The 24,789-nt window shown below is 48.9% G+C and carries 26 protein-coding genes and 5 pseudogenes; 15 read left to right on the forward strand and 16 right to left on the reverse strand.

Translation table 11 applies throughout. The annotated features are described in order from the left end of the window. The first annotated feature begins 12 nt into the window (after window positions 1–12). Complete coding sequence (locus HMPREF1534_RS02665) at window positions 13–558, forward strand: RagB/SusD family nutrient uptake outer membrane protein (protein WP_005944088.1); 546 nt, start codon at window positions 13–15, stop codon at window positions 556–558. 4 nt (window positions 559–562) lie between these two features. Here the strand turns inward: HMPREF1534_RS02665 and HMPREF1534_RS02660 are convergent, their stop codons facing one another. Then, a complete protein-coding gene (locus HMPREF1534_RS02660; protein WP_005936442.1) occupies window positions 563–2,005 on the reverse strand; it encodes an IS4 family transposase in 1,443 nt (480 codons plus the stop codon). 112 nt (window positions 2,006–2,117) lie between these two features. Between HMPREF1534_RS02660 and HMPREF1534_RS02655 the strand changes: the two are divergent. From HMPREF1534_RS02655 to HMPREF1534_RS02595, 14 genes and pseudogenes are all read left to right on the forward strand, one after another. Further along, window positions 2,118–3,653, forward strand: a pseudogene (locus HMPREF1534_RS02655) (RagB/SusD family nutrient uptake outer membrane protein); the annotation flags it as partial. Window positions 3,654–3,858: 205 nt separating this feature from the next. Then, complete coding sequence (locus HMPREF1534_RS02650) at window positions 3,859–4,728, forward strand: sialate O-acetylesterase (RefSeq protein ID WP_005944092.1); 870 nt, start codon at window positions 3,859–3,861, stop codon at window positions 4,726–4,728. 87 nt (window positions 4,729–4,815) lie between these two features. Beyond that, window positions 4,816–6,252: a sulfatase-like hydrolase/transferase gene (locus tag HMPREF1534_RS02645; RefSeq protein ID WP_005944094.1), complete on the forward strand. Its 1,437-nt coding sequence runs from the start codon at window positions 4,816–4,818 to the stop codon at window positions 6,250–6,252. Between the two features lie 3 nt (window positions 6,253–6,255). Then, window positions 6,256–6,804 (forward strand): annotated as a pseudogene (locus HMPREF1534_RS02640) (alpha-L-fucosidase); the annotation flags it as partial. 392 nt (window positions 6,805–7,196) lie between these two features. Beyond that, window positions 7,197–7,649 (forward strand): hypothetical protein, encoded by a 453-nt coding sequence (locus tag HMPREF1534_RS20500; protein ID WP_015532445.1) that lies wholly within the window; start codon window positions 7,197–7,199, stop codon window positions 7,647–7,649. A gap of 162 nt (window positions 7,650–7,811) precedes the next feature. Beyond that, window positions 7,812–8,026: pseudogene (locus HMPREF1534_RS20080) on the forward strand (hypothetical protein). Window positions 8,027–8,037: 11 nt separating this feature from the next. Continuing rightward, entirely contained in the window at window positions 8,038–8,259 is a 222-nt protein-coding gene (locus tag HMPREF1534_RS02630; RefSeq protein WP_005944104.1) for a hypothetical protein, read from the forward strand. A gap of 13 nt (window positions 8,260–8,272) precedes the next feature. Beyond that, the gene (locus HMPREF1534_RS02625) at window positions 8,273–8,695 is read left to right on the forward strand and encodes a PcfK-like family protein (protein ID WP_005944107.1); all 423 of its coding nucleotides are present in this window, start codon (window positions 8,273–8,275) and stop codon (window positions 8,693–8,695) included. A gap of 2 nt (window positions 8,696–8,697) precedes the next feature. After that, window positions 8,698–9,987, forward strand: coding sequence for a PcfJ domain-containing protein (locus HMPREF1534_RS02620; protein WP_005944110.1), 1,290 nt, complete (start codon window positions 8,698–8,700; stop codon window positions 9,985–9,987). Between the two features lie 24 nt (window positions 9,988–10,011). Continuing rightward, complete coding sequence (locus HMPREF1534_RS02615; protein ID WP_005944113.1) at window positions 10,012–10,269, forward strand: hypothetical protein; 258 nt, start codon at window positions 10,012–10,014, stop codon at window positions 10,267–10,269. Between the two features lie 20 nt (window positions 10,270–10,289). Continuing rightward, on the forward strand, window positions 10,290–10,523 hold the full coding sequence (locus HMPREF1534_RS02610; RefSeq protein WP_005944115.1) for a DUF3873 domain-containing protein: 234 nt from the start codon (window positions 10,290–10,292) through the stop codon (window positions 10,521–10,523). Beyond that, window positions 10,520–10,765 carry a DUF6956 domain-containing protein gene (locus HMPREF1534_RS02605; protein ID WP_005944117.1) on the forward strand — a complete coding sequence of 82 codons (246 nt, stop codon included), beginning with the start codon at window positions 10,520–10,522 and terminating at the stop codon, window positions 10,763–10,765. Before HMPREF1534_RS02610 ends, HMPREF1534_RS02605 begins: the two co-directional genes overlap by 4 nt. A gap of 45 nt (window positions 10,766–10,810) precedes the next feature. Then, complete coding sequence (locus tag HMPREF1534_RS02600) at window positions 10,811–11,119, forward strand: hypothetical protein (protein WP_005944119.1); 309 nt, start codon at window positions 10,811–10,813, stop codon at window positions 11,117–11,119. 117 nt (window positions 11,120–11,236) lie between these two features. Continuing rightward, complete coding sequence (locus tag HMPREF1534_RS02595) at window positions 11,237–11,458, forward strand: DUF7688 family protein (protein ID WP_005944120.1); 222 nt, start codon at window positions 11,237–11,239, stop codon at window positions 11,456–11,458. A 63-nt stretch (window positions 11,459–11,521) separates the two neighbouring features. Here HMPREF1534_RS02595 and HMPREF1534_RS0119295 read toward each other — a convergent pair whose 3' ends face one another. The 15 genes and pseudogenes from HMPREF1534_RS0119295 to HMPREF1534_RS20090 all read right to left on the reverse strand — a co-directional run bounded on the left by HMPREF1534_RS0119295 (window position 11,522) and on the right by HMPREF1534_RS20090 (window position 24,780). Then, window positions 11,522–12,049, reverse strand: a complete 528-nt coding sequence (locus HMPREF1534_RS0119295) for a glycoside hydrolase family protein (protein ID WP_015532448.1) — start codon at window positions 12,047–12,049, stop codon at window positions 11,522–11,524. Then, the gene (locus tag HMPREF1534_RS02590; RefSeq protein WP_005944124.1) at window positions 12,046–12,549 is read right to left on the reverse strand and encodes a DUF3872 domain-containing protein; all 504 of its coding nucleotides are present in this window, start codon (window positions 12,547–12,549) and stop codon (window positions 12,046–12,048) included. The genes HMPREF1534_RS0119295 and HMPREF1534_RS02590 overlap by 4 nt, the downstream gene beginning before the upstream one ends. After that, a complete protein-coding gene (locus tag HMPREF1534_RS02585; protein WP_025066945.1) occupies window positions 12,546–13,448 on the reverse strand; it encodes a toprim domain-containing protein in 903 nt (300 codons plus the stop codon). The genes HMPREF1534_RS02590 and HMPREF1534_RS02585 overlap by 4 nt, the downstream gene beginning before the upstream one ends. Before the next feature lie 8 nt (window positions 13,449–13,456). Continuing rightward, on the reverse strand, window positions 13,457–14,032 hold the full coding sequence (locus HMPREF1534_RS02580) for a conjugal transfer protein TraO (protein ID WP_005944127.1): 576 nt from the start codon (window positions 14,030–14,032) through the stop codon (window positions 13,457–13,459). Window positions 14,033–14,034: 2 nt separating this feature from the next. Continuing rightward, a complete protein-coding gene (traN, locus tag HMPREF1534_RS02575) occupies window positions 14,035–15,021 on the reverse strand; it encodes a conjugative transposon protein TraN (protein WP_005944129.1) in 987 nt (328 codons plus the stop codon). 44 nt (window positions 15,022–15,065) lie between these two features. Then, window positions 15,066–16,436 (reverse strand): conjugative transposon protein TraM, encoded by a 1,371-nt coding sequence (gene traM, locus HMPREF1534_RS02570; protein WP_005944132.1) that lies wholly within the window; start codon window positions 16,434–16,436, stop codon window positions 15,066–15,068. Next, window positions 16,405–16,725 (reverse strand): TraL conjugative transposon family protein, encoded by a 321-nt coding sequence (locus tag HMPREF1534_RS02565; protein ID WP_005944136.1) that lies wholly within the window; start codon window positions 16,723–16,725, stop codon window positions 16,405–16,407. Before HMPREF1534_RS02565 ends, traM begins: the two co-directional genes overlap by 32 nt. Window positions 16,726–16,731: 6 nt before the next feature. Beyond that, window positions 16,732–17,355: a conjugative transposon protein TraK gene (traK, locus tag HMPREF1534_RS02560; RefSeq protein ID WP_004308925.1), complete on the reverse strand. Its 624-nt coding sequence runs from the start codon at window positions 17,353–17,355 to the stop codon at window positions 16,732–16,734. 31 nt (window positions 17,356–17,386) lie between these two features. After that, window positions 17,387–18,391, reverse strand: a complete 1,005-nt coding sequence (gene traJ / locus HMPREF1534_RS02555; protein ID WP_005944138.1) for a conjugative transposon protein TraJ — start codon at window positions 18,389–18,391, stop codon at window positions 17,387–17,389. 3 nt (window positions 18,392–18,394) lie between these two features. Continuing rightward, window positions 18,395–18,808, reverse strand: a pseudogene (locus HMPREF1534_RS02550) (DUF4141 domain-containing protein); the annotation flags it as partial. Between the two features lie 115 nt (window positions 18,809–18,923). Beyond that, window positions 18,924–20,729 (reverse strand): reverse transcriptase/maturase family protein, encoded by a 1,806-nt coding sequence (locus HMPREF1534_RS02545; protein ID WP_025066979.1) that lies wholly within the window; start codon window positions 20,727–20,729, stop codon window positions 18,924–18,926. A 565-nt stretch (window positions 20,730–21,294) separates the two neighbouring features. Next, window positions 21,295–21,507 (reverse strand): annotated as a pseudogene (locus HMPREF1534_RS20085) (DUF4141 domain-containing protein); the annotation flags it as partial. 23 nt (window positions 21,508–21,530) lie between these two features. After that, window positions 21,531–21,911 (reverse strand): DUF3876 domain-containing protein, encoded by a 381-nt coding sequence (locus HMPREF1534_RS02540; protein WP_005944150.1) that lies wholly within the window; start codon window positions 21,909–21,911, stop codon window positions 21,531–21,533. Window positions 21,912–21,940: 29 nt separating this feature from the next. Further along, entirely contained in the window at window positions 21,941–24,451 is a 2,511-nt protein-coding gene (locus HMPREF1534_RS02535; protein ID WP_005944152.1) for a TraG family conjugative transposon ATPase, read from the reverse strand. After that, window positions 24,448–24,780 carry a DUF4133 domain-containing protein gene (locus HMPREF1534_RS20090; RefSeq protein ID WP_005944155.1) on the reverse strand — a complete coding sequence of 111 codons (333 nt, stop codon included), beginning with the start codon at window positions 24,778–24,780 and terminating at the stop codon, window positions 24,448–24,450. Before HMPREF1534_RS20090 ends, HMPREF1534_RS02535 begins: the two co-directional genes overlap by 4 nt. Between the last annotated feature and the right edge of the window lie 9 nt (window positions 24,781–24,789).

Genomic DNA, 24,789 nt, shown 5'->3' on the forward strand with positions numbered 1-24,789 from the left:
ATAACAAAACATATGAAAAAGATTCTATTATATACATTCATAGCCGCTGCAAGTACTCTTACGACTTCATGCAATGACTATCTGGATTGTGAACCTATCACTTCCGTCAGCACTAATGTTTATCTTTATTCTGAAACAGACCTGGCTGCTTACGCTGCTAAATTTTACAATGACAGTGAAAACGAAAATAATGGAGAATATGGCAATATTCTCCCATCCCATGGTTCTGCTACTTATAATTTAGGTCTGTTCCAAAAAGATAATGGAACCGACAATCAGACTGCCGACTCACCAAGCAAACTCTTCGTAAAAGGACAATACCATGTCGGCGATGACGACTTATGGCATAAATATTTCCGTAAGATACGTGCGACCAATTATTTTATCCAAACTGTAACCGAACGCTATGAAAACGGAGAAATATCCGGTAATGATGCCAATATCAGACACTATATTGGCGAAGTATATTTCTTCCGTGCCTATATTTATCTCACAGCATTGCAGAATTTGGGTGATTTCCCCATTCTGACTGACTTAAGTTTCGCAAGTAAAGTGTAGCTCCTCAGGCGGCTGGTGTCAGCCTGTCGAAAGCCTGCTTCACAGCTTTGATTTGTTTATCGTTTGATATTACTTGTTCAGTCAGAACCATTGCATCACAGTTAAGTACCTCGGCAATGACGTTTATAACTTCTACAATCAGCAGCCAGATTTTTTCTGCTACTGAAAGTTCAACAGAGTTCTTTGAAATTTCAGCAAAGAGTCCTCCGATAGTTTCGTATGACTCATAGCGTTTGACATAACTGAGAATATTGTATTGCAGTACGCACAATGATATGCCTGCAATCTGTCCGGCGAAGTCTCTGCACTGGTTCTTTCCGAGTTTAAGATTTTGCTTCATCTCTTTGTGAGCCACTTCGATAACCCATCTTCTTGAGTAAAGTCTGAAGGCTTCTTTCGCATCAAGTTTCAAATCCGAGGTAAGCAGAGCATTCCAATTGCCGTTCTTGCCTCTTCTGTAGAAGAACAGGCAGACCTTAATGCTGGAGATTTTAGCAGAGACAGTTGCTGTGTAGTAACCGATTGAGCGGCTATACTTTACGTTCTTGGATTTTTGGAGAGCCTTGATAAGTTCAGGCGCTGTCTTGTTTCCAAGATCTGTCTCATACTTTGTCTTGCCCATCTTTATCATTCCGATAAGGTGGCATCCAAAGTGCCTTGAGACCACGAACTTCAAAAGTTCAGAGCAGGTAAACCAACTGTCAACAAGAAGATAATCGAAACGTACACCCTCTATGATTGAGCGCTTGAGCATGCTGATGGCCGTCTCAATCTTACTTGCAAAATACTCAGCGCTACGCCTGGCAATACGCTCATCCCCTGAGTGTTCCTTACAATAGCGAGCCTCCGTCTGTTTCTTGAATAACCCCTGTGGCTTATCGCTTCGTTTTCCCTCCTCTCCATGGAGAGAAAAGTCAAGGAGAAACTGGGATACACCATCCGTAAAGCAGAGGAACATTGCCTTGAATCCAAGTATAGGCTTCATTTGGGTATGAGAGAATACCTTGCCAATCTTCTCGGTCTTGAATCCGGTCTTCGGAAGGTCTGTATCATCGATGATGACGCATCTGATGTCCGACTTCAATGTCGTTCTGCGTTTCACACGTGAATACAACTGCCTGAAAACCGAGTAGATTATACGTCGCCAATTGATGTTGCCGTCGTTCATGAAACGATAGAACATATCTTTGTGGCAGACAAATATCTTACCCAGGGCAGAAGACGAATAGTTGGCAGCATTCTTAATTGAAAAGAACGGGAACAGAACAAGCAGTTGTAACACCTGAAGACAGGTGAATTTGCAATTCGGATTCTTAACTGACCCGATAACTTTGCTTTGTATCCTTATGCTGTTCATAATGGTTGATATGCTGTTTATTGCCTTGCTGGAGTCATTGTTTGCAAAAAACTCTTGGAGTTCACCGATAATATGTCTATTTTTGTTCATGGCTAAAGGGTGCTATATGTTTGTTTGGCGACATTAATATAGTGATAATCATTGAATTATCAAACTCTTTAGCCTTTTTTTATTACATTATTTGAGTACTTGCGAAACTTGAGTGACTGAAATATTACCGGATGATTACGATGCCATACGTGAAGCTTCCAAACGGCGTCCACGGAATGAAGTTGCACGCTTTATCTTATCTGATTTAGATAAAGCCTATGAATATATGCTCCCCAACGCTCCCGTAAGTAACCGATTAAACAAAGACTGCGCTGCATTAGTAAAAAGCCGTACAGCCCTATTTGAAGCAACATGGGAAAAATATCATAAAGGAAGCGCATTTGTTCCCGGTGGTCCCGGATGGCCTGGTGCTTCAATGGATTATTTAAAAGATTTCAGCTTTGATATCGATGCTGAAATTAAATATTTCCTACAGCAAGCAATAGAAGCAGCTGATATCGTAGCTCAAGGACATAGCTTGCACAACAATTATGCCGCACTATTTAATTCTATTGATTTAAGCGGAATAGATGAAATTTTATTATGGCGTAAATATAGTGTCAACTCAGATGCCACTTCTTTCCACTTTGTCGTAAGCTATTTACAACGCAATGGCGGAGGTAACACAGGTTATACGCGCTCCATGGTAGATTCTTATCTGATGGCTGACGGCCTACCTATTTATGCCAGTACCAGTTATCAAGGAGACGATACATACGAACATATCTTTACCGACAGAGACGGACGCATGGGACAGACGATTTTAAAAACCGGAGATCTGTTATCCGACGATCCCAATTTCGCTACTTGGATAAAGAAGAGTGATGGATATGGCTACTTTTACCGCCCTGAAATTTTCGAGGCCCAAAAAGAAAATAGTAATCCGACCGGATATTGTCTGCGCAAAGGATTGAACACATCCGGAGATATGCAATCAACAAAAGAGTCCTATACAGGATGTCCCATCTTCCGTGCAGCAGAGGCCTACCTGAATTATATAGAAGCTTATTACGAATTAAACGGAAATCTAGGTGGCAACTGCGATAAATACTGGAAAGCTCTTCGTACACGTGCCGGTATGAGTACAGACTATCAAAAGACCATAAACAATACAGACATCAGTAAAGAAAAGCAAGATTGGGGAAGTTATTCTGCCGGTCAACAAATTAATACAACTCTGTACAATATCCGTCGTGAACGACGTATCGAATTGGTATCAGAAGGGTTCCGTATGGCAGACTTAAAACGTTGGCGTGCTTTGGATCAAGTAAAAGATGTGCATGTGCAAGGATTTAATTTTTGGGATAGCATGTATCAGCTGTACACAAATCCTCAAGCCGAAGATGCTGCAACCCCAATTGCCAAAATAACACTTTTAGAATATGGCGTAACAGACAAGACAGCCAATATTTCAGCAAAATCCGACCCATATGCAGAAGGAAAATATTTATTACCTTATCGTAAAAATGCTGCTAATATTGGTTTCAGTGGACTAAATTGGAATACAAGCAAATATCTGTATCCTATTAGTAACAAGCAATTCCGCCTGACTACCGCTGTTCCGGGTTCTAACGAATATGAAAGTTCTACCATTTATCAGAATCCCGGATGGAGCAGAAATGATGGAACTTTACCTGAAGGTGAATAAGTTTTCAAAACAATAACAAGCATTTATGGGAAGGAAAAGGAAAGTTTCCGAAAAGTTTTCCTACCTTCCCATAACATATTCACATTATATGAATATCTTTATTCCGAAAACAAATTAGTTTAGCAATAAGCTATGATGTAATAACCTTGTTTTATTTTCCTCTTATTACCATTTTTACGAAACATTTTAGGTTAAAAAATATGTTATGAAAAGATTAATATTACTATTCTTGTTTACTTTAGGAATCATCTTACCTATCTTAGCACAGCCAAAAGAAATAGATGTCTACCTAATAGGTGGGCAATCAAATGCGACAGGACAAGCTTATGTTAGAAACATCCCAGCCTCTTTTAAAATTGACACAACAGTCCGAATCTATTATTCTCGTTTCCTCAACAAAGGAGAAGGCAGTGAGCAATGGAGTCCTTTATGCCAAGCTTCTGAAACAAAAAATAAATTCGGCATAGAATTAAGTTTAGGTACAAAGTTACAGTCTTTATATCCCAAGCGCCAAATTGCATTGATAAAGCACGCTTTATCAGGTTCCAATCTATATCAACAATGGAATCCAGGAAACCGTCCGAAAAATATTCGTGGCGAAGAATACATAAAATTTATAAAGACTGTAAAAGATGCTATCACCAGTTTGAAACAACAAGGATATCACCCTATTATTAGGGCTATGGTTTGGCAACAAGGAGAAGCAGATGCACGTGATATAGCCGGAATGGAACAGTCTCGCCAATATAGTTCAAACCTAAAGAATTTTATAGAACAAATACGAAAAGAATTTAATAGCGAAAACATGTTATTTGTATATGGAACTGTCATGCCCATAGCCGCTGCCCGCTTTACAGGACGTGAGCTGGTAAGGAAAGCCCAAATTGCTGTTTCCGAGAACTCAAACTCTGAGTTCTCCGTTAATAATACATTATTAATTCCAGCAGACGATTTACAAATGCTATCTAATGACTATCAAACTCCAGCGCCTAAAGATGATGTACATTTAGGAACATATGGCATTCTAACATTAGGCGAACGTTTTGCTGATGCTATTTATCAACGCTTAAAATAAGAGCTTTTTAAATTAAGTTTTTGACAATTACACAATAAAACACAATCAGTCAGGAATGATGAAACCTCTATTAACCCTTTGCAGATTATGAAGAAAAGACTTAATATATTCTTGCTGGCATTCCCTTTGTGTCCAGTATTCCAGATTCAAGCTCAAGAAAAACCTAACCTGGTCTTCATCATGGCAGATCAATGGAGAGGAGATGCTTTAGGTTGTCTCGGAAAAGAACCTGTCAAAACACCTTGCCTGGACCAACTGGCCCGTGAAGGAGTGAATTTCACCAATGCTGTCAGCAGCTATCCCGTATCTTCACCGGCACGAGGCATGTTGATGACAGGCATGTATCCGCATAAGAACAAAGTAACAGGCAATTGCAATTCTGCCAACGCTCCTTATGGAGTAGAACTTCCACAAGATGCACGCTGCTGGAGTGATATACTTAAAGCCAATGGATACCAAACAGGATATATCGGCAAATGGCATCTGGATGCTCCTTATGAACCGTACATAGATACTTACAACAACCATGGTGCAGTTGCTTGGAACGAATGGTGTCCAAAAGAACGCCGGCACGGTTTTGACTATTGGACCGCTTATGGCACTTACGACTACCATTTAAAACCCATGTACTGGGACACTGACACTCCCCGGGACAGTTTTTATTATGTCAATCAATGGGGACCGGAGTATGAAGCCGACAAAGCGATTGAGTACCTCAACGGACATATAGATAAAACGCAGCCATTTGCCTTAGTCGTATCCATGAACCCTCCACACACCGGTTACGAGTTGGTGCCCGACCGATACAAGGAGATGTATAAAAACCTGAATGTAGAGGCATTATGTGCCAACCGTCCCGACATTCCCGCCAAAGGCACTGAAATGGGTGACTATTTCCGAAACAATATCCGCAATTACTATGCCTGCATGACCGGAGTCGATGAAAATATAGGTCGGATAATCAACGAATTGAAACGTTTGGGTTTATTTAAAAATACTATTGTAGTATTCACTTCTGACCACGGCATCTGCATGGGGGCTCATGAACAAGCCGGAAAAGATATCTTTTATGAGGAATCCATGCGAATTCCCGTCCTTATCTCATGGCCGGAAAAAATAAAGCCGAAAACCGACCGAACAACCATGATAGCTTTTGCCGACTTGTATCCGACCCTGCTTTCCATCATGGGCTTTCAGCAACAAATACCGGAAGAAGTACAAACATTCAACCTCGCTTCCGTTCTCCTCTGCGGAAAAGAAAACAACCGCATTGTCCAACCCTATTATTACATACAGTCATCCAATCCGGCAACAGGCTACCGGGGATTACGCACCGACACACATACGTTTACTATCCATGCAACCGATGGAAAGGTAGATAAGATTATTCTATTCGACAGGAGATCAGACCCTTATCAAATGAATAATATAGCTATGCAGCATCCCAAACTGGTAAACCGACTGAAAAGCCAATTAAAAACATGGCTGCAAAAAACAGAAGATCCATTTTTAAATTATTTATAACCCATGAAGATACTATATACATTCCTTCTCTTCCTTATGAACTGTGTACTGAGTGTTGCACAACCGGAAATCATTGTACCCAAACCGCATCAATTGAAATGGCACGAAGCGGAAATGGGAGCCGTATTTCATTATGACCTCCACGTATTCGACGGCATCCGCTACGGACAAGGCAATAACCGTATCAGCCCCATTGAAGATTATAATATATTTAATCCTACCCAACTGGATACTGACCAATGGATTCAGGCAGCCAAAGCCGCAGGCTGCAAATTCGCCGTACTCACAGCCACGCATGAAACCGGCTTCGGATTGTGGCAAAGTGACGTAAACCCATACTGCCTGAAAGCTGTAAAATGGCGTGACGGCAAAGGAGACATTGTCCGCGACTTTGTCAACTCCTGCCGTAAGTATGGTATCCAGCCGGGCATCTATGTAGGCATCCGGTGGAATTCACTTCTGGGTATCCATAATTTCAAGGTAGCCGGTGACGGAGAATTTGCCGCCAACCGACAGGCGTGGTATAAACGCTTCTGCGAGAAAATGGTGGAAGTAAGTTACGAAAAGAGTGTAATTTATTGGAAATGAGCGTAGGTTAATTGCTCATGATAGTAATAGGTTACGATTTAGTTAGTTATCTACTGCATCATCCTTCTGCGCATTGCGTAACCTTCAAAGAACTCTTCGTATGCAAAAGTAACAATAAAACGGGAGATTTTGAAATGAATCTCCCTAATTTTTTTCTTCTCATACAAGTTTTTCCGTAAAAGCGGTTTTATCCGTCGGTACACCATCGCCCAAAAGGATTTTGAACGGACGTATGCCGACTGCCGCATAAGCGGCGAAAAGGGCTTTGCCTCACGCCTAAACAACAGTTTAGACTGATGATGCAAGGCCCATTTCTTTTGTGCTTATGCCAAAGAGGTGCTTTTACGGGTTCGCAGATGATTTCTTTTTCCGCTGTTCCTTTGAGCCGTAAGCGGAAAGCCGTGTCTGACCGCCCGATCCATAAATGGAACAAGCCGTCATGCACGGCAGGCAAACCGGGAAGAATGATTTTATCCGTCAGACCGGACACGCTCGGACAGACATATAAAATCATACTTCCTTGCCGGTGGTTTACCCGGTTCCACGCTTCCGGCTATGTCCCTTTTCCTTTTTGGCGTTTTCCCTTTTTCACGGATTTCTCTTTTGAAGTTTTCCTGTCTAATCTGCCTCCACTTCCGTTTACCTCCATTTTCGCGTCTTTCAGTGAGCCGCATCAGGCAGTCATTTCCGTTCTGGGCGCAAAGGTAATTCCGGGATTGGACGGGAATGCAAGGTCAAGCCTCCTGTTTTCGGAAAAAATCTCCAGCCCTGCGGGTAGTATTTTTCCCGAAAAACCTTGCATTCCCTAATCCCTACCTTTTCAAGCACCCGAAACGAAAACGACCGATGCGACAGAAAGACGCATAAAAAAAATGTCGGATAAACGAGAGGCAGATAAGATAGTTTGAAACTCAACTCCCTCAGCTCTTGAATCCGCATTAAAAAAATAAAAAATCAAAAACAGCGAAGATATGACGGCAACGGCAAATTTCAGACAAATGGCGCAGTACATAGGGTTTGCGATATGCGGCTTAATGGTGCGCACCGCCTTCGGGGTGTTCGGCATCCTTTGGGCATCATTAGAGAGATTGTAAACGGAGTGTTCCGAGTGGCGATAGGCGTAATCGTGGCTATCCTTTCCACTATCGCCTTCTTCGGTTTCATCCTTTGGTTATTCACCCTTTAACCCCTACCGACATGGCAAAGAGAAGCAGCAAAACGGTAGCGCAGCAATGCAGATACTACGAGGTGGACAACATCTTCGTGTACATGGTGGAAACGTACATCAACGGCAACATATCCGTGTTCCGTGAACTCTACCGAGAACTGAACAAGGACGCACGGAGGGATTTTACAGACTTCCTTCTGAGCGAGGTAGAGCCGACCTATTGGAGAGAGATACTGAAACAGACAATCTAAAAACGACAGCGATATGAAAGGAACAGAACATTTCAAGAGAACGATACAGATGTATCTGGAGCAGCGTGCAGCGGAAGATGCGCTCTTTGCGAAGAACTACCGCAACCCTGCTAAGAACATAGACGATTGCGTCACCTACATTCTCAACTACGTGCAGCGGAGCGGTTGCAACGGCTTCACGGACGGGGAGATATTCGGGCAAGCCGTCCACTACTATGACGAGAACGAGATAGAGGTAGGCAAGCCCATTCAGTGCCACGTGGCGGTGAACCATGTTGTGGAACTCACGGCGGAGGAAAAGGCGGAAGCACGGCAGAACGCAGTCCGCAGATACCAAGAAGAAGAACTCCGCAAGTTGCAGAACCGCAGCAAGCCGAGAACCGCCACCAAAGCGACCGCACAAGAAGTACAACAACCCAACCTATTCAATTTCTGATTATGAAACCGAGAACACCCATACAGCAGGAAGTCGCACGATTAAGCGAGCGACTGCCCAAATTGACCGCCACACAGAGGGCATACGCTTTCCGTCATTGCTTCAAGCATTACGCCATCAAGAGGGCGGACGGCACGAACATCTGCACCGAGTGTGGACATTCGTGGAGGAGTGAACACGACCTTGCGGACACCGTTTGCGGATGCACCTGCCCCCATTGCGGCATGAAGCTGGAAGCGTTGCGCACCCGAAAGAGCGTGTTCAGCGAGAACGAGTATTTCTGCATCATCACCACCTGCAAGCAGTACCAAGTGATACGCTTCTTCTTCGTCAAATCCCGATACAAGGCAGGGCAGGCAGCCGAGTATTCCATTTATGAAGTGGTGCAAAGGTGGATTTCGCCCAAAGGCACAACCGTCACTGTCGCCCGACTGCGAGGAATGTCCATACTTTACTACGACCTATGGGCGGAATACAGCGACATGGAGGTACGCAAGAACAACAAACTCCGTGCATACGATATAAACCCCGTCTGCACCTATCCCCGACAGCGTTTCATACCCGAACTGAAACGCAACGGCTTCAATGGCGAATACCACAACATACTGCCTTACGACCTTTTCACGGCTATCCTTTCCGACAGCCGAGCCGAAACGCTGTTGAAGGCAGGGCAATATCCCATGTTGCGCCACTACATCCGCAGTTCCTTTGACATAGAGAGGTATTGGGCATCCATAAAGATATGTATCCGTAACGGTTACACCATTTCGGACGGCTCCATGTGGCGTGACACCATAGACCTCCTGCGTCATTTCGGCAAGGACACGAACAGCCCGAAGTACGTCTGTCCCTCCGACCTCAAAGCCGAACACGACAGACTTATGCACAAGCGCAACAAGGAGATAGAGCGCAAGAAGTTGGAGGAACGCATCCGCCAAGCGAAGAAACACGAGAAGGCATACCGCAAACTCAAAGGCATATTCTTCGGCATTGCCTTTACGGACGGCACTTTGCAGGTGCGTGTGTTGGAGAGCGTGGCGGAGTTTGCAGCGGAAGGGACGGAACTGCACCATTGCGTGTTTTCCAACTCCTATTTCCTTGAAAAGAACTCCCTTATCCTATCCGCCACCATTGACGGCAAGCGCATAGAAACGGTGGAGGTTTCCTTGAAGACATTGGAGGTGGTGCAAAGTCGTGGCTTGCACAATTCCAATACCGAGTACCACGACCGCATTGTAAACCTTGTGAACAGCAACGTGAACCTTATCCGCCAGCGGATGGAAGCGGCATAGTATCAACCTATAATACCCAATAGTATGGAAGTAAGAATTGAAAGCATGATTTGTCTGTGGGACGATAAAATCCCCACGATGTTCCTTGAATTTGTAAACCTCCTCACTCTTGCAACGAGTGAGGAGCAGTTAAGACGGAGTGTAAAGGACTTTGCCGAGAAGCACGAACTTGACAGGTTTTTCCTTTACGGCTTCGGCTCCCACCATTTCTACCTGCACCAACGCTATACGAGTGACCCCGAAATGGTGATGAAGAACAGAATTCTGTCAGTACATTTTTAACCACCCTAAAATCAACGATTATGGCAACACGAATGACCATCAACGGAATAAGCACCTGCACGGAAGCTGGTACGGAGAAATACGAGCGTTTCCAATTAGGTATCGGCAGACGCAAGCGGACACTTGTGCAGTACGACTACCGCCACCCCACAGACGGAGAGTTGTTCTCTTGTGTCAAACCCACATTGGACGAGTGCCGAGCCGCACGGGACAAGTGGCTCACGGAAAAGGAAGAAAAGGAGGACAACCGATGAAAGCAGCCTATCAAACGCTGATAGTGAAGTTCAGCCAGCCTATCAAAGTATTGGACGGCATCTTTGACGATGCCGAAGCGTGGGGAGTTGATACCCTAAAAGGGTGGATAGACGACTACGAGAGCAGCAGGTTTACCGCCATCAACAGCCATACGGCAGTCATCACAAGCGAGTACAATATGGAGTGCCTGATGGAATGGCTGAAACGAAACACCCCCATTGCCGAGATAACAGAATGTTAAACAAGTTGGCGGTGTCCGCACCGCCAACCTAAAACCAAGAAAAGCATGATAGCAAAGACGATTTTACAGCAGATAGGCGGCAGACGCTTTGTCGCCATGACGGGAAGCAAGGATTTTACAGACATGGGCAACGGCTTACGCATGAGCCTTGCGAGGAACAAGACGAGCGCAAACCGTCTTGACATCATCTACGATGCCGGCTTAGACCTTTACAATATGCGTTTCTACCGCAAAACGTTCAGTAAAAAGACATTCGAGTGCAAGACGAAGGACATCGAAACGCACGAGGGCATATACTGCGATATGCTGGAAGAAATGTTCACGATGGTAACGGGACTCTACACCCGTTTTTAAGTGGCGGCGGCAAAAGCCGCCCTACTTTCTTTCGGTGAGCATGATGGCGGACAAAGAAAGTAGCAAAGAAACCGCTGTCCCAATCTACGATAGTATTCACAAAAACAAGTTTCAATCATGGAAGAAATCAGACAAAACGGAAAAATCATCTTGCACAGCGATGACGGAATAAGCATAAAGATGATTTTCAAAAACCTCACGGGGAAGAATTTTCAAGGTCAGAAATATGCAGAGTATATCCGGCACATCGCAATCGGGGAGATGGGATTTTCGCCCGGCATCATAGAGCATTGCAGGGACGGTGAAGTAATCGGCAAGGGAAAAATCCCGAATGTATGAAAAGCGGAAAATCCGATGAAGTTGCGGCTTCATCGGATTTTCATTTGTCAGGCATTTGCCATGTTACGGAATGTACAGCAGTGCAAACTCCGCCTTTCTCCGTTTGAGCAGCATGGCGTGCCGTTTACCCTTGTAGTTGCAGAAAGCGATATATTCCCGGTAAATGTTCCTGTCGCCCGCCTCCAATTTTCGGATCAGCGTGCTTTTGGGTATCTTTCCGCTCCCCAAAAGCCGGTATGGACCGACATTGTAGGCGAGCGTGGCAAGGAGCAGACTGTCACGCCCGAACTTGCGGAACATGGCGCAGAACTTCCGCAAGTCTTTCCGCAGGAGCGCGTCCGCCTGCCGCTTCGTCATGGTGCGTGCCGAATACCTTTCCCCCGGCTGCACCTGATGCCCCCAGCCCACGTATGGGTGGTGTTTCTCCGAATGCCAGCCCTCGAAATACTTCGTACACCGAACCGCCCGCTCGAAAGGCGGCAGGCGGTAGATTGCCGCCTGCCCGTCCGTCCCCTTCTGACGGCTGTCCCGTGCGGACACGGAACAGACCGCCAGTAGCGAACAGAGGATAGCCATGAATACACGCATCATCTTGGCAGAGGTTTGTAATTGCCGATGGGGATGACGGTCTGAATGTCGTCCTTCACGTTCCGGTTGTTGAAGTTAAATTCCAATTCGTAGGAATTTTTGAAATTGTCCTCCACCACCACGATGAAGTTGTGCGCCTCGTCGCCCTCAGCCGTATAGTACAGCCGGAACTTCTCGTTTTCGAGCAGGTAGCGGTCATTGGGCAGGAAAGTGATGCCATTGTCCATCTTCAGCGTGCCTTCCCCCTCGAACTGGAAATACCGGATGGTGTAGAGCGTGTTGGCAAATTCGCCTGTCTTTTTCAGCTCACAGCGGATTTCCACCGTCTGCCCCTTTGTCACCTTGTTGGGTACGGGCATCGTTTCCACCGTGAACGGATAGGATTGCTGGATGTCCATGTCATCGTCACACGATGCGAGCGTGAGCGACACGGCGGCGAACAGGCAGAGTGCCAACGCCTTGAAGATGGATGTTCTCTTGTTCTTGTTGTTCAGTATGTTCATTGTCCTTTGATTTTTAAGTTATTGTTCATTTCTTTTTTTGCTGTCCGTTGCAGATACTCGTTCAAGTCCTTGCAACCGTCATAGAGTGCGGAACGGTCACAGACACGTCCGCCGTAGTGTCCTTTGAGGACTTCCAGCGTCCTCCGCCCGGATTCGTCACGGTCGAGGAAGCAGTCGATGCGCCCGTACCCGTCCAAGTGTTTCACCGCCTTGCCTACGTTGGCGACGGAGTTCAGCACAAGGCTGTCGCCATTGCCGCCTATGCCGAGTGTGTCAGCGGACAGAAAGTCCATGAAACCCTCGAACACGCTGCATACGTCAGAGGCGGTATCTTCCGGTTTTATCAGTGACACATCTTTGGGTGGTATGCAACCCTTAAAATAGCGGCTCCGGATTTCGTAGCCACCAGCCACGTTCGGGAAGCCAACTGTGAAATACCGCTTTCCACGCACGCCATAGTTCAGGCGGCAGCAGTGGCGGGATGCAACGGCATAAGGGATGCCCCGTTCCGCCAGATAGTCCGTCAGTGGTGAGCGGAGCAGCGGGACGGCTTCCACTCCCTCAAAGGCAGGTTCGGACGGTTCCGGCAGGTACAACGGCTTTTTCGCTGAGACAAATGGCATACGCACAGTTTCCGCTATGAATCCCGCCTGCGCCATGAAGTCACCGCTTCGGGCAAACTCCCCGGCAAGCGTGAAGATGTCACCGCCCTTGCCCAAGCCGAAGTCGTACCAGAGCCGTTTCGCCACGTTCACGCGGAAAGAGGGCGTGCGCTCATTGCGGTATGGCGCATGATACCACAGCTCGTTTCCGCTCCTTCGGACAGGCTCATGTCCCAACCGTGCGAGAAAGTCCGCGAGGGATATTTGCCTCATAGTGTCTATATCCGTCCGTTCCATGCGGCGCATCAGTTGATGATGAACTTTATACCCATGCCCCACTGCGTATGAAATTTCTTCGTGTCGCCACCCCACAGGCAACGCTCCCGGAGGTTGGCGAGCAGGGCGATACGGTCAGCCACGTAAAACTCCACGTCCAGCGTCAGCGCACCGCCATAGACGAAGGCGTCCCGGTCATGCAGTGTCGAGCCGTCATGCAGCACCTTTTCGCCCCAATTCACCGATTCATACCCGGCGAGAGCCGAAGCCCCCGCATAGACGAACACGATTTTACGGGCATCGGAAAGTATCTTGAAATAGTAGCCGCCTTCCGCCGTGAACTGCGCCACAGGTATGGAAGTGTCCTTGTAGGGGTTGTTCTTCAGAATATACTCACCTCCGAACACCCATTTATTACCCTTCTTCGTGTAGGTGGAGAGAGCCGCCCCGAAACTGTACCCGCCGTCGTTACCGCCGGGTTTGAAGCCGTCTGCCAGATTCGCCCTGACCTCGATACCCTGCATCTTCGGCAGGCATCGCTGGGCGTGCGCCTGCCCCGTGAAGAGTGCAAGCGACGCGATGATTATTGCGATGTGCTTTCTCATGGTCAGCGCACTTGGAGTTCGTTAATCGTGTTTGCACGTACCAAATCCTCATTTTCGATCACGAAAGACTGGTGGCGACCTCCGTTCTTCTCGTTCAGCTCCACCACGAGGCACTTGCCGTCGGGGATGGTGAACTTCGCCATCGTGAAGACCGTGCGCTCGCTTTTTTTGCCCGGCACGAACGTGGCGTAGTTCTGTGCGCGGAGCGGCAGGATGACACGCTCCTGCACGGCGGTACGCTTCGCCACCTTCTTGTCCACGATTTTCCATGTGATGTAGTCCACATCGAAAGGCACGTTGCTCTGGTTCCTGATTTCCGTGTGGAAATACAGAAGCCCGTTGTGCGTGTATATGCCTTTCAGAAGGTACTGGATGCCGAAACGCTTGCAGCCGATATGCTTCACCTCACGTTTGTTCTGCTTGTGGATGGACTTCATGATAAGGCGCACCAGCATCGGGCTTTCGCTGCCCAGCTCTTTCAGGTAGATTTCCTGCGCGTTGTTCGGGCGGTTCACCGCCTCGCCGTCATGGATGAAGTCGCACATCTCCACATTGAGCAGCAGCGGCTCGGCGGCGTACTTCACGTTGAAGGTGTAGAAACTCCCGTCCTCCGTGATGACAGACATGTTGGTTTCGTTCGGGAAGTTCCTCACGGTTGCCTTCACACGGATGACGTTCTCCGCTCCGTCGGCTTTGCCCGCGATCAGGTCGGGCGAGCCTAAATCGACATAGCGCACCTCCGCCGGGAAGATGACATGCACGGTCTTGTCGTAGGTCACTTCCAAGCCGTGCGGGGGAACCATGCGGTCAAAGCCCAGCTTTCTCGTCAGACCGTGATACAGGTCGCCGTCCGCCTCCTTCTGCGGATAGACCTCCTTTGTCAAGGTCGGTTGGTCACTTCCGTTGCTTTGCCCAACGGTTACGTTTTCCTGCGCGTTGGCAGTTGCGATGCCCATAGCGAGGGCAAACATCATGATTACTTTTTTCATTTTACTTTGGATTTTTAGTGGTAAATAAAAATTTGATTATTTCCTTAATTCACTCCTTGATAGAGCATGACCCTGTACCCGGCTTTCAGATGCACTTTGACGGTGCGCATCTTCTTGGCTATATACTGGCTCGTGCCTTGTATCAGCCCCTTGCCCAAGTCGGAGGCGAGCTGCGCCCCGGCATTGGTGGAGATGTTGATGCTGCTCCCCAGCGAGCCGCCCATGTTGGCGGCAACCTCCCGGACAGCGTTCATCTCCATCGAGTTGGGGATGAATATGCCGGGCTGTCCGTCCGTGTCATAGACCTCCAACTCCACCGGGATAACCGTACCGTCGTGTTCCAGCGAGGTGATTTCGATAGCGAGCCGTTCGCCCTGAATCTTGGCTGCGCCGACCACCACCGCATTACGGGGAATGATCCGGTCTGCTACCGCCATCGGCTCCAGCAAGCGCAACCTGACCGCCTGCCCGTCCGTCACGCTCTGCGCCCCATAGACACATGCCGGTATGGTGTTCCTGTCCGATACGGTTGTAATGCCCACCGCCGTGTTGAAACTGCGGTTGCGTTCCTGCGAGAAGGAAGCGACAAATTCGGCATTGCTCACGGGCTGTCCGAGCGAGGACACCACCTGATGCGTCACCTGCCTGACGGGTTTTGCCGTATTCTTTCCGGCTTTCTGCACGGGGGACGGCTCTGTGGTCTGTCCCGCCGCCTGCGTGCCGTTCTGACCGCCCATGTACTTCGCCGCCAGCTCGTAGGATTTTTCCATGAGTGCCACCTGCTCGTCCATCGTGGAGCTTCTCTCTTTTCCGCTTTCCAGTTCGGATTCGAGCGTGGCGATGCGTTCCAGCAGTTCGTCCATCTCCGCATTGTCGTTCTTCGGCTGCTCGTAGAAGTTGCCGAGTGTGGCATTGAGGTCACGGTAGGCAGCTGCCGAGGACTGGATGGTTTTCGGCGCGGGCTTCACCGCCTCTTCCGTTCCGCCGGGATTGGCAAGGTCGAAGTCGCTGTCCCCATCCGCTGCCGCCGTTTCGCGGTCGAACAGGTCGCCCAACTGCTGCATGGCGCGGCTGCGGTTCTCCTGCCGTTCCTCCATTGCCCCCTGCTCGTAGGCTTTCGCCTTGTCACCGATAATCCGGCGGTTCTCCTTGTCCGCGTCGGGCATCTCGATGTTGTAGCCGCTTGTTCCCGGTTCCTGCTCCTTGCCGGAGGACGGGGCGAATATCAGCCACATCGCCCCGATGAATACCAGCACCATAGCGGGAAGCACTATCATTTTCTGACGTTTCAGCCGTTGGGCTTCGGTCAGCGGCTTGCGCTCCTTCTTCGGCTTGTCGTTGCCGGGAGCCGTCTTGTTTTCGGGCTTGCTCTCCGTCTTGTTCTCAATCTTCGTTTCGTTCTTTGTCTGTTCCATATAAATAAGGTATTAAGTGATTTTCCGTTTTTTGCTGTACGGACAGTTCCACCTGTCCGGCATGGTCTGTCACCATCCGGCTACCGTCATTCCTGCCGATGTCATAGACGGCTTTACCGAAAGTGTAGAGGGCAAGCGTGGCGAATGCGGCGAGCATTGCCAGCACGATGCGCCTGCGTGTCTTCGGCGGCAAACCGTCCAGATAGCCCCTGAGCCTTGCCACCAGCATTTTCTTTTTGTCATGGAGTTTCCAATATGCGCCCCAAAATGATTTCTTGATTTTCTTCATATCCGTTTACCTTTTGATGGTTTGTAAATCCTTGTTCTCGATGATGGTGAATCCCTCGATGGTGAACCCGTTGGGGTTGTCGTCCGAACGAGACGAGTTCAAGAGGCGACAAGTGGTCACGAGGCTGCGCTCTGTGACGTTGCTCTGCCGGATGATCTTCTGCGTGGCGTAGGTCACGGCACGGTAGGGATAGCCGTTGAAGTCGCACACCACACTGTCCACTTTCAGCACTTGGTTGATGTTACCGGCGATGATGCGGTTGTAGTACCCTTTCTCGGCGAAGTCCGAATAGTAGTTGTACACGCTCTTGTCCGCCAGCAGCAACGCACGCTTCACGTTGTGTTCTATCGCGCTCTTTTCGGGCGAGAGCGTGAAAAACAGCTCGTGGAAGCGGCGCACATGCTCCCTCGCTTCCGCCGGACGGTTCTGCGAGAGGTCCTGCGAGAGTGCCAGCATCAGCGACTTGCCGTTATCCAGCACATAGATCTTTTCACGCTGCCGCTCCGCGAAGCGGTAGGAACTCCACACGCTCCATACCGTTATCACGGCGCACAGCGAGAGGAAGACGATACCGAACAGGCGTATCTGCCTGAACGATGATTCGATGTTTTTGAGTGACTTGAATTCCATTTTACTTTTTCCGTTTATAATTGCACATTGATTATTTCAGCAGTTTCCCGGCACGTCCGACCATGTTGCCTGCGGTAGCACCCGCCACGCTGCCCGCCATGCTTCCGGCGCGTCCCGCCATCTGGTTCACGTTGCGCCCGTAGCCGCCCATGCCCCCGGCTTGAATGATCCAGCCCGCCACCGTCGGAATGGTGAAGTAGCCGATGATGCCGATTATCATGAACACGATATACACCCCGTCGCTGGAATCCAGCGAGAAGTTGGGGTCGGTCTGCATGCGCTCGATGTCGCTCTGGAGCATCAACACCTGAATCTTGGCGAGTATGGTGCTGAATATGTCCGACACGGGCAGCCACAGATAGACCTGAATGTAGCGGCATATCCACTGCGTGAGCGTGCTTTGGAAGCCGTCCCACACCGATATGGCGAAGGCTATCGGACCGAGTATCGCCAGCACCACGAGGAAGAACGTGCGGATGGTGTCTATCACGAGGGCGGCGGCTTGGAACATCAGTTCCAGTATCTCGCGGAAGAAGTCGCGGATGCCCTTCTTCATCTTGTACATCCCCCGGTCGATATACATCCCCGCCATCGTCACCATGTCGGAGGGCGACCAGCCCAATTCCTCCAGTTGCTTGTCAAACTCCTCGTTGGACACGAGGTAGGCGGTTTCGGGATTGCGCACCATCGCCTCGTATTCCAGCCTGTCCTTCTGCTCACGGTACTTGTTCATGTCCAAAGTCTGCGTTTCGAGCAGTTTCGCCGTACCCTGCACGACGGGCGAGAGGACGCTGTTTATCGTGCCAAGCACCACCGTAGGGAAGAACATGATGCACAGACCGACGGCAAAGGGACGGAGCATCGGGAAGACGTCTATCGGTTCGGCTCTCGCCAGCGACTGCCATACCCGGTAGGCGACATAGAAGAGCGCGCCCAGCCCGGCGATGCCTTTCGCCACGCCCGCCATGTCGGCGCACAGCGGCATCATCTGCTCGTAGAGCGAGCGGAGAATCTGGTGAAGGTTGTCGAACTCCATAGGCTACCAGTATCTTTCGTTCATACTGCCGTACAGCCCCATGATGCGGTCAAGGTCGTTTTTCTTCTTCGCACGCAGGTAGCTCACGCTGATGTTCTTGTTGGTGTAGTAGCTCACGAGGTTGCGGTAACGTTTCATCTTGGAGTGGCAGCGTTCCACCACGTCCATGCGCTCCTTGTCCGTCATGGAGAGCGTGGTGATGTTCACCACGTTCTTCAGCTCCGTCAGCACGTCGTTGGATTCCTCCAGCAGCTTCGTGTACCCGAAGGCGATGGCTCCGAGTTCCTCCACCGTGAAGTTGTCGTCGCGCAGCATCTTCTGGAAGCTGGTCACGTAGATGTCCGTGATGTCGCCCACCATCAGGATGGTCTGCTGCACCTTGCGGGCGTCCTTGACCAGATTGTTCACCGATTTGAGGGGTAGGCTAAGCATCCAACGCCCTGCCGTATTACTACGGTGGGTTTTCGGAAGCTCGCCCCCAAACCGGACGTACACGTCTCCGCGTATCCGGCTTTCTACTAATAATATCAATCTATTCATTGTTACTGAGTTTTTTGTAACACTTACCACATATGGCAATAGTCTTTCGTTTGCGAGCCATCATTTGTTTTTCGCAGGTAGTTTTCCCTTGAAGATTTTTTAATTTTCTCACATGGTGCATCACTAACTTATCGACTACTCCACATAATTCACATTTTTCCGCTTTCAGCCTATCTATAAGACTTGTGTTTGTAGGATGATATGTGAATTTGGGCAAGTTGTCTAAATCCTTAATGTTCATTGGATTTTTCTTTTTGAACCCACCATGATAAAAGGTCAAGTCTTTGGCAGTACCGTTCTTTAAATAGTATCTAACTGAAAAAAGTCCATTCTTGGTGTACTTTTTTCGGATTTGCGACATCGTTGTCCGATATTTCTGCGCAAATGTTTTGTACATACTATATTTCATGATATACCCAAGTTTTGACAGACTACTACAATTATTAGCCAAACAATAGTAATTGTAAATGCCCTTTATTTCCTTGTTGTACCTGTCAAGTATCTCAAAGTCATTGTTGTTTGAAAGTTTGGGACGGGATTTTGCTTTCCAATACTCCTTGCCGTTGTGTATCTTTATTTCTAAAACACGATATTCGAGCAACTTTTTCTTAAACGTATCCTTTCCAAGTGCCAATTGTATCCTCTTATTGAAGACACGTCTTAGTACTCCGTATTTGCTTCTTTTGGTGTCATTGGATTTCCTTACAAAAATCTCATATCCGAGAAATTTTGCAGCGTTTTCAGCATGGGTGATAAGTGTTTTCTCATCGGACAGTGTAAGAGCCAACTTTTCATAGAGGAAGTTCTTTATGTCCTCTTTGATGATGATAGCATCTTGTTTACTGCCAATGATTCCAATTAGAAAATCATCCGCATATCTCACGTATTTGAGTTTTCTGTAGTTCATATCCATTTCGTCACCATCAGAATACTGCAAACCTTCTTTTTGATAAGCCTTATATTGTCTTATCAATTCTGACCTTTCATTTTTGTCTTTTACCACTTTCAACTTTTTCAGAATACGGTGTCGTTTGCCTTCAAGTGATACTGCCTGTTTGGTTCTTTTCCGTTCTTTCCCCTTATCAAATTTTTCAGTGTATTCCTTCATGAATTTATCCAACTTATCAAGGTATATGTTTGCCAAGATAGGGCTGACAATTCCGCCTTGCGGTGTTCCGCTGTAGGAGTTATGAAAGTTCCAGTCTTCGATATATCCTGCATTCAGAAATTTTCTAATCAAGCGAATAAATCTTTCGTCAGCGATACGTTCTTTCAGAATACCTATCAGTATCTCATGATTGATATTGTCGAAAAATCCCTTAATATCACCTTCTACGAACCATTTCACGCCCGAAAATGTCTTCTGAATATCAGACAAGGCAGTGTGGCAGCTTCTTAGGGGTCGGAAGCCATGCGACGTTTTTTCAAACTGTCTTTCATAGATGGCTTCCAATATCATTCTGACCACTTCCTGCAATAATTTATCGTTAAAAGCTGGTACACCTAATGGACGCATTTTCCCATTTTTCTTTGGGATATACACCCGTTTTGAGGGTTGGGGCTGATAACTCTCATCTTTCAACGATGTTATCAGTTGTTCAATTCGGTTCAGGCTCATTTGGTCAATGGTTTTCCCATCTGCACCTGCTGTCATATTGCCCGGTTTCGCATATATGCGTTGGTAGGCAACGTAATACATTTCCTCATTGAAAAAGATACGGTACAAGCGTTCGAACTTGTAATTCAAATTTTCACTGTGTTCCGTTAGACTGTTTAATACATACTCTGGACTTCTCATAATGTCTCTCACATTTTCCGTTATTTGCATTAAAATTATTAGCTGCTTCCCTTCGCCATGTACAGGGCTTTCCCCTGCTCAGACTACTACGGAAGCTCCGTTGCCTTGTCGGATTTTCATAGGTCTGTACCTAATAGCCTTGCGGCGTTCCGATTTAGGCAATCCCCGTTTACGATATAATAACATGGCTATGATAGATTATCGGATATGACTTCCGCCCGTTACCGCTTACTGCGGTTGTGCCGTAATTTGTTCCTGCCTCTACTACACGACGCTCGCAACAGAGGTATTACGGTATAGCGAGTTAAGTTATCTTTCACTATAAAACATACTGGGTTCACTTGGACTATCATTCAATCAGTTTGGATTTTATCCTCGTATCTATCTGTTTCATCTCACCATTCAGTTGCAATTTGATAACTAATTGACTTATGGCTTTCCAGCGTGCTATACTCCCTGCCGTCCTTTCGTGGGCAGATAAGCTGGTGATGATAGGTAAATATTGGAACACTTACCTAATAGCTTGCCAATGCTATATTTATTATATCGCCTATACGGGCGCACCGTCGTAATACTTCTTGCCCTGCTCGTATATTTTCACCGTTTCCTGAAAGTTGTTCACCATGTTCGTGGCGGTCTTCGAGGTGTGGATGATGTTCTTCGAGGCGTTGATGATGCCTTGCGCCAGATTGCCCGGATCGCTCACGACCCATTGGGCGGAAGCCCTGCCCGCGAAAAGCAGGCACAGGCAGATGACGAATGTTATTCTTGTTCTCATGTTTCTTTGGATTTTAGCGGTTCTTATTTTTCTGCCGGAGTTTCCGGCTGCGGCTTCACACGCACGTAGTCCCCGTTGGGTGAGAAGGTCAGCACGTCGGTGGCTTCGTTATACGCCACGTCGATGCGGAAGCCGGTGTTCATGAACAGGTTGCCGTTCTCCTCCTGCAAGAGATAGGTTTCCGGTTTCAGCCTGCGGCGGATGCCGCTCCGTTTGAATACCGTCACCTTGTAGGCTTCGCCCTCCTTGTAGATAAGCACGTCGGGCTTGCCCTCCACGCTTTCCCATTTCCCGCACAGCAAGTCGCGGCGGTTCTCCGCCACGTCGCAGGATTGCAGCACCATGACCGCCAGTCCGATTAAACACTTGCTGACTTGCAGCATTTTAATTTTTGATATGCTCATACGCTTTTCTTTTTTTGTTGATGATTGGTTTATTGATTGTTCTTGTTTCTCCGCCTTTCGGCAAGCTGCCGGATGGCGGCTTCGATGTCGCCGCCCAATTGCTCCGCCAGACGGTACACCTCCACCTTTTCCGTTTCCTCGGTGGTGTACGCCAGATATTCCTCCGCGCTCACCTCGGTGGCATAGACCGCCGACTGCGTGCCGCCCAAGCCTATCCACACCTCCTTGTAGAGCCGTGAGGGGTTGTTCGCCATGTTGATGGAGAGTATCTGCGACTTCTCCTTCTCCGTCAGTCCGAGCAACGCCTGAATCTGGTCGAACTTGTTCATGTACTTGCGCTGGTCGAGCAGGATTTTACAGTCCGAGTTGTTGATGATGCTCTCCTTGACAACGGGTGAGGAAATGATGTCGTCCACCTCCTGCGTCACCACGATTGCCTCACCGAAATACTTGCGCACCGTCTTGTACATATAGCGCAGGTAGTCAGCCATATTTGCCGAAGAGAGAGCCTTCCAAGCCTCTTCCACGATAAGCTGCTTTCTCACACCTTTCAGACGCCGCATCTTGTTGATGAAGGCTTCCATGATGATGATGGTCACTACCGGGAACAGTTCGCGGTTGTCCTTGATGGAATCAATCTCGAAGACGATGAACCGTTTGCCCAGCAGGTCGATGTTCTCCGCCGAGTTGAGCAGGAAGTCGTAGCGTCCGCCCCGGTAATACTGCCGCATGGTGGTGAGCATGTTGTCGATGTTGAAGTCCTCCTTCTCCACCTTGATGTCACGCTCCGCCAGTTCCCTGCGGTAGTCGTCGCGCATGTACTCGTAGAAAGTGTTGAACGACGGCACGATGCTCCGGTCTGCCCTGATGCGCTCGATGTAGGCACTCACGGCACTGCCCAATTCCCCGCTTTCGGTTTTCGTCACCTTGTCGTCCTCCGACTTCCAGAGCGTCAGCAGCAGCGTCTTGATGCTGTCCTTCTTCTCCACGTCAAACACGTAGTCGTCGGTGTAGAACGGGTTGAAGCTGATGGGCTTCTCCTCCGTGTAGGTGAAATACACGCCGTCCGTGCCGCCCGTCTTGCGCCGTATCATCTCGCACAATCCCTGATAGGAGTTTCCCGTGTCCACCAATACCACATGCGCGCCCTGCTCGTAATATTGGCGCACCAAATGGTTCATGAAGAACGACTTGCCGCTACCCGAAGGACCTAATACGAACTTGTTCCTGTTCGTGGTGATGCCCCGCTTCATCGGCAGGTCACTGATGTCGAGGTGCAGCGGTTTTCCCGTGAGCCTGTCCACCATCTTGATGCCGAAGGGCGAGAGCGAGCTGCGGTAGTTGGTTTCCTCCGTGAAGAGGCACACCGCCTGTTCAATGAAGGTGTGGAAACTCTCTTCCGCCGGAAAGTCCGCAGCATTGCCGGGCATCGCCGCCCAATAGAGTGTCGGGCAGTCGATGGTGTTGTGGCGCGGCACGCACTCCATGCTTGCCAGCTGGCTGCCCACGTCGTTCTTTATGTGCTTCAGCTCTTCCGCGTCGTCGCTCCACACCATGACGTTGAAGTGCGCCCGCACCGAGGTCAGACCGTAGGAGTGCGCCTCGTTCAAGTATCGGTCTATCCACTCGCGGTTGATGCTGTTGCTCCGGCTGTATCGGGATAACGACTGCATATTCCTCGCGGACTTCTCGAATTTTTGAAGGTTCTCCTCGCTGTTGTCGATAATCACGTACTGGTTGTAGATGTGGTTGCAGGAGAGCAGCAGCCCCACCGGGGATGCAAAGGAGAGGCGGCAGTCCGAGCGGTCGGTGGAGAGTTTCTCATACCGGGTGTCGGTAGCCACCGTGCCGGGCAGGTCTTCCGCGTCGGACAGGGTGTGCAGGCACAGGCGGTTGTCGCCGATGCGCATCTCCCGTGCCGAGAGGTCTATGTCCTGCAACGTGGCATCGCCTTCGGGCATGAGCGAGAAATAACGCTCTATCAGTCCGGTTTTGCCTTCCGTCCCCACAATCTCGTCGGTGGAGAGGCGGCGCAGCCTGACAAAGCCGCTGTCGTTGATGATGCGCTCGAACTGTTCCGCAGCCTCCATGAACTTCGCGGCGGTTTCCTTGTCCAGCTCCTTCGGGATGATATGCCCCCGGCACAGCGTGCTGAAATTGCTCTGCATCCGGTTACGCTCCTTCGTCGTCTTGGTTAGGTAGAGGTAGCACGTGTGCTTCAGGTACGGTCGCTCGTTGAAGTGACGCTCGAAGCTCCGTGAGAGGAAACTCATGTCCTCCTTTTGCAACTCCGGTCTGTACTTCTCCTTGATGAACCAGTCCTGCTTGTGGACAACGGAGAAGTCCGGCAGCACCTTGATCGCCTTGCACCAGCAGCCGTGTATCGCCTCGTACTCCGCGCCCGTCACGGTGTAAAGCTCCGGCAGCTCCACCTCGAAAGCCACCGTGATGTCGGCGTCTTTGGAGATGATGCAGCCTTGCTCCACCGCTAATAGCGGGAACTTGTTTTCCAGTGTTGTCATTTTGGATGTATTCCTCATGTCGTTTCTTCCTTTCGTTTCCGTTTGAATAATCGGGTGATCCGCCGCCGGTTGATAAGGTATCGGGGATGGCTCCTTGTTGCCCCTAATTTCATCAGTCCGTGTTCGCCGTACCGGGCGTTCAGTGCGAAGGTCTGCCACACGAGGACGGAAGACGATGCCACGCCGAAGCCGATACATACCCACTGGTCGATGCCGACCATGTAGAGGATGACGAACAGGACGAAGAGAGCCAGCAGACCTCCGCAGAAGATGAAGAGGTACTGAGCCTTCAAGCCCTTGAATTCTACCGGACGGCCGATACCCTTGTTTATCGGGTATTCAGCCATACATTGGTT

Source organism: Phocaeicola massiliensis B84634 = Timone 84634 = DSM 17679 = JCM 13223, assembly GCF_000382445.1.
Taxonomy (GTDB): domain Bacteria; phylum Bacteroidota; class Bacteroidia; order Bacteroidales; family Bacteroidaceae; genus Phocaeicola; species Phocaeicola massiliensis.

Coding starts and splice junctions, on each gene's coding strand:
- HMPREF1534_RS02545 (WP_025066979.1), bottom strand. CDS start 20,729: ATGAGAAGTCCAGAGTATGTATTAAACAGTCTAACGGAACACAGTGAA.
- HMPREF1534_RS02580 (WP_005944127.1), bottom strand. CDS start 14,032: ATGAGAAAGCACATCGCAATAATCATCGCGTCGCTTGCACTCTTCACG.
- HMPREF1534_RS02615 (WP_005944113.1), top strand. CDS start 10,012: ATGGAAGTAAGAATTGAAAGCATGATTTGTCTGTGGGACGATAAAATC.
- HMPREF1534_RS02535 (WP_005944152.1), bottom strand. CDS start 24,451: ATGAGGAATACATCCAAAATGACAACACTGGAAAACAAGTTCCCGCTA.
- traN (WP_005944129.1), bottom strand. CDS start 15,021: ATGAAAAAAGTAATCATGATGTTTGCCCTCGCTATGGGCATCGCAACT.
- HMPREF1534_RS02590 (WP_005944124.1), bottom strand. CDS start 12,549: ATGAACATACTGAACAACAAGAACAAGAGAACATCCATCTTCAAGGCG.
- HMPREF1534_RS0119295 (WP_015532448.1), bottom strand. CDS start 12,049: ATGATGCGTGTATTCATGGCTATCCTCTGTTCGCTACTGGCGGTCTGT.
- HMPREF1534_RS02660 (WP_005936442.1), bottom strand. CDS start 2,005: ATGAACAAAAATAGACATATTATCGGTGAACTCCAAGAGTTTTTTGCA.
- HMPREF1534_RS02650 (WP_005944092.1), top strand. CDS start 3,859: ATGAAAAGATTAATATTACTATTCTTGTTTACTTTAGGAATCATCTTA.
- HMPREF1534_RS02605 (WP_005944117.1), top strand. CDS start 10,520: ATGAAAGCAGCCTATCAAACGCTGATAGTGAAGTTCAGCCAGCCTATC.
- HMPREF1534_RS02565 (WP_005944136.1), bottom strand. CDS start 16,725: ATGAAGAAAATCAAGAAATCATTTTGGGGCGCATATTGGAAACTCCAT.
- HMPREF1534_RS02585 (WP_025066945.1), bottom strand. CDS start 13,448: ATGGAACGGACGGATATAGACACTATGAGGCAAATATCCCTCGCGGAC.
- HMPREF1534_RS02665 (WP_005944088.1), top strand. CDS start 13: ATGAAAAAGATTCTATTATATACATTCATAGCCGCTGCAAGTACTCTT.
- HMPREF1534_RS02540 (WP_005944150.1), bottom strand. CDS start 21,911: ATGAGCATATCAAAAATTAAAATGCTGCAAGTCAGCAAGTGTTTAATC.
- HMPREF1534_RS02620 (WP_005944110.1), top strand. CDS start 8,698: ATGAAACCGAGAACACCCATACAGCAGGAAGTCGCACGATTAAGCGAG.
- HMPREF1534_RS02625 (WP_005944107.1), top strand. CDS start 8,273: ATGAAAGGAACAGAACATTTCAAGAGAACGATACAGATGTATCTGGAG.
- HMPREF1534_RS20090 (WP_005944155.1), bottom strand. CDS start 24,780: ATGGCTGAATACCCGATAAACAAGGGTATCGGCCGTCCGGTAGAATTC.
- HMPREF1534_RS02630 (WP_005944104.1), top strand. CDS start 8,038: ATGGCAAAGAGAAGCAGCAAAACGGTAGCGCAGCAATGCAGATACTAC.
- traM (WP_005944132.1), bottom strand. CDS start 16,436: ATGGAACAGACAAAGAACGAAACGAAGATTGAGAACAAGACGGAGAGC.
- HMPREF1534_RS02595 (WP_005944120.1), top strand. CDS start 11,237: ATGGAAGAAATCAGACAAAACGGAAAAATCATCTTGCACAGCGATGAC.
- HMPREF1534_RS02610 (WP_005944115.1), top strand. CDS start 10,290: ATGGCAACACGAATGACCATCAACGGAATAAGCACCTGCACGGAAGCT.
- traK (WP_004308925.1), bottom strand. CDS start 17,355: ATGGAATTCAAGTCACTCAAAAACATCGAATCATCGTTCAGGCAGATA.
- HMPREF1534_RS02645 (WP_005944094.1), top strand. CDS start 4,816: ATGAAGAAAAGACTTAATATATTCTTGCTGGCATTCCCTTTGTGTCCA.
- HMPREF1534_RS20500 (WP_015532445.1), top strand. CDS start 7,197: ATGATTTCTTTTTCCGCTGTTCCTTTGAGCCGTAAGCGGAAAGCCGTG.
- HMPREF1534_RS02600 (WP_005944119.1), top strand. CDS start 10,811: ATGATAGCAAAGACGATTTTACAGCAGATAGGCGGCAGACGCTTTGTC.
- traJ (WP_005944138.1), bottom strand. CDS start 18,391: ATGGAGTTCGACAACCTTCACCAGATTCTCCGCTCGCTCTACGAGCAG.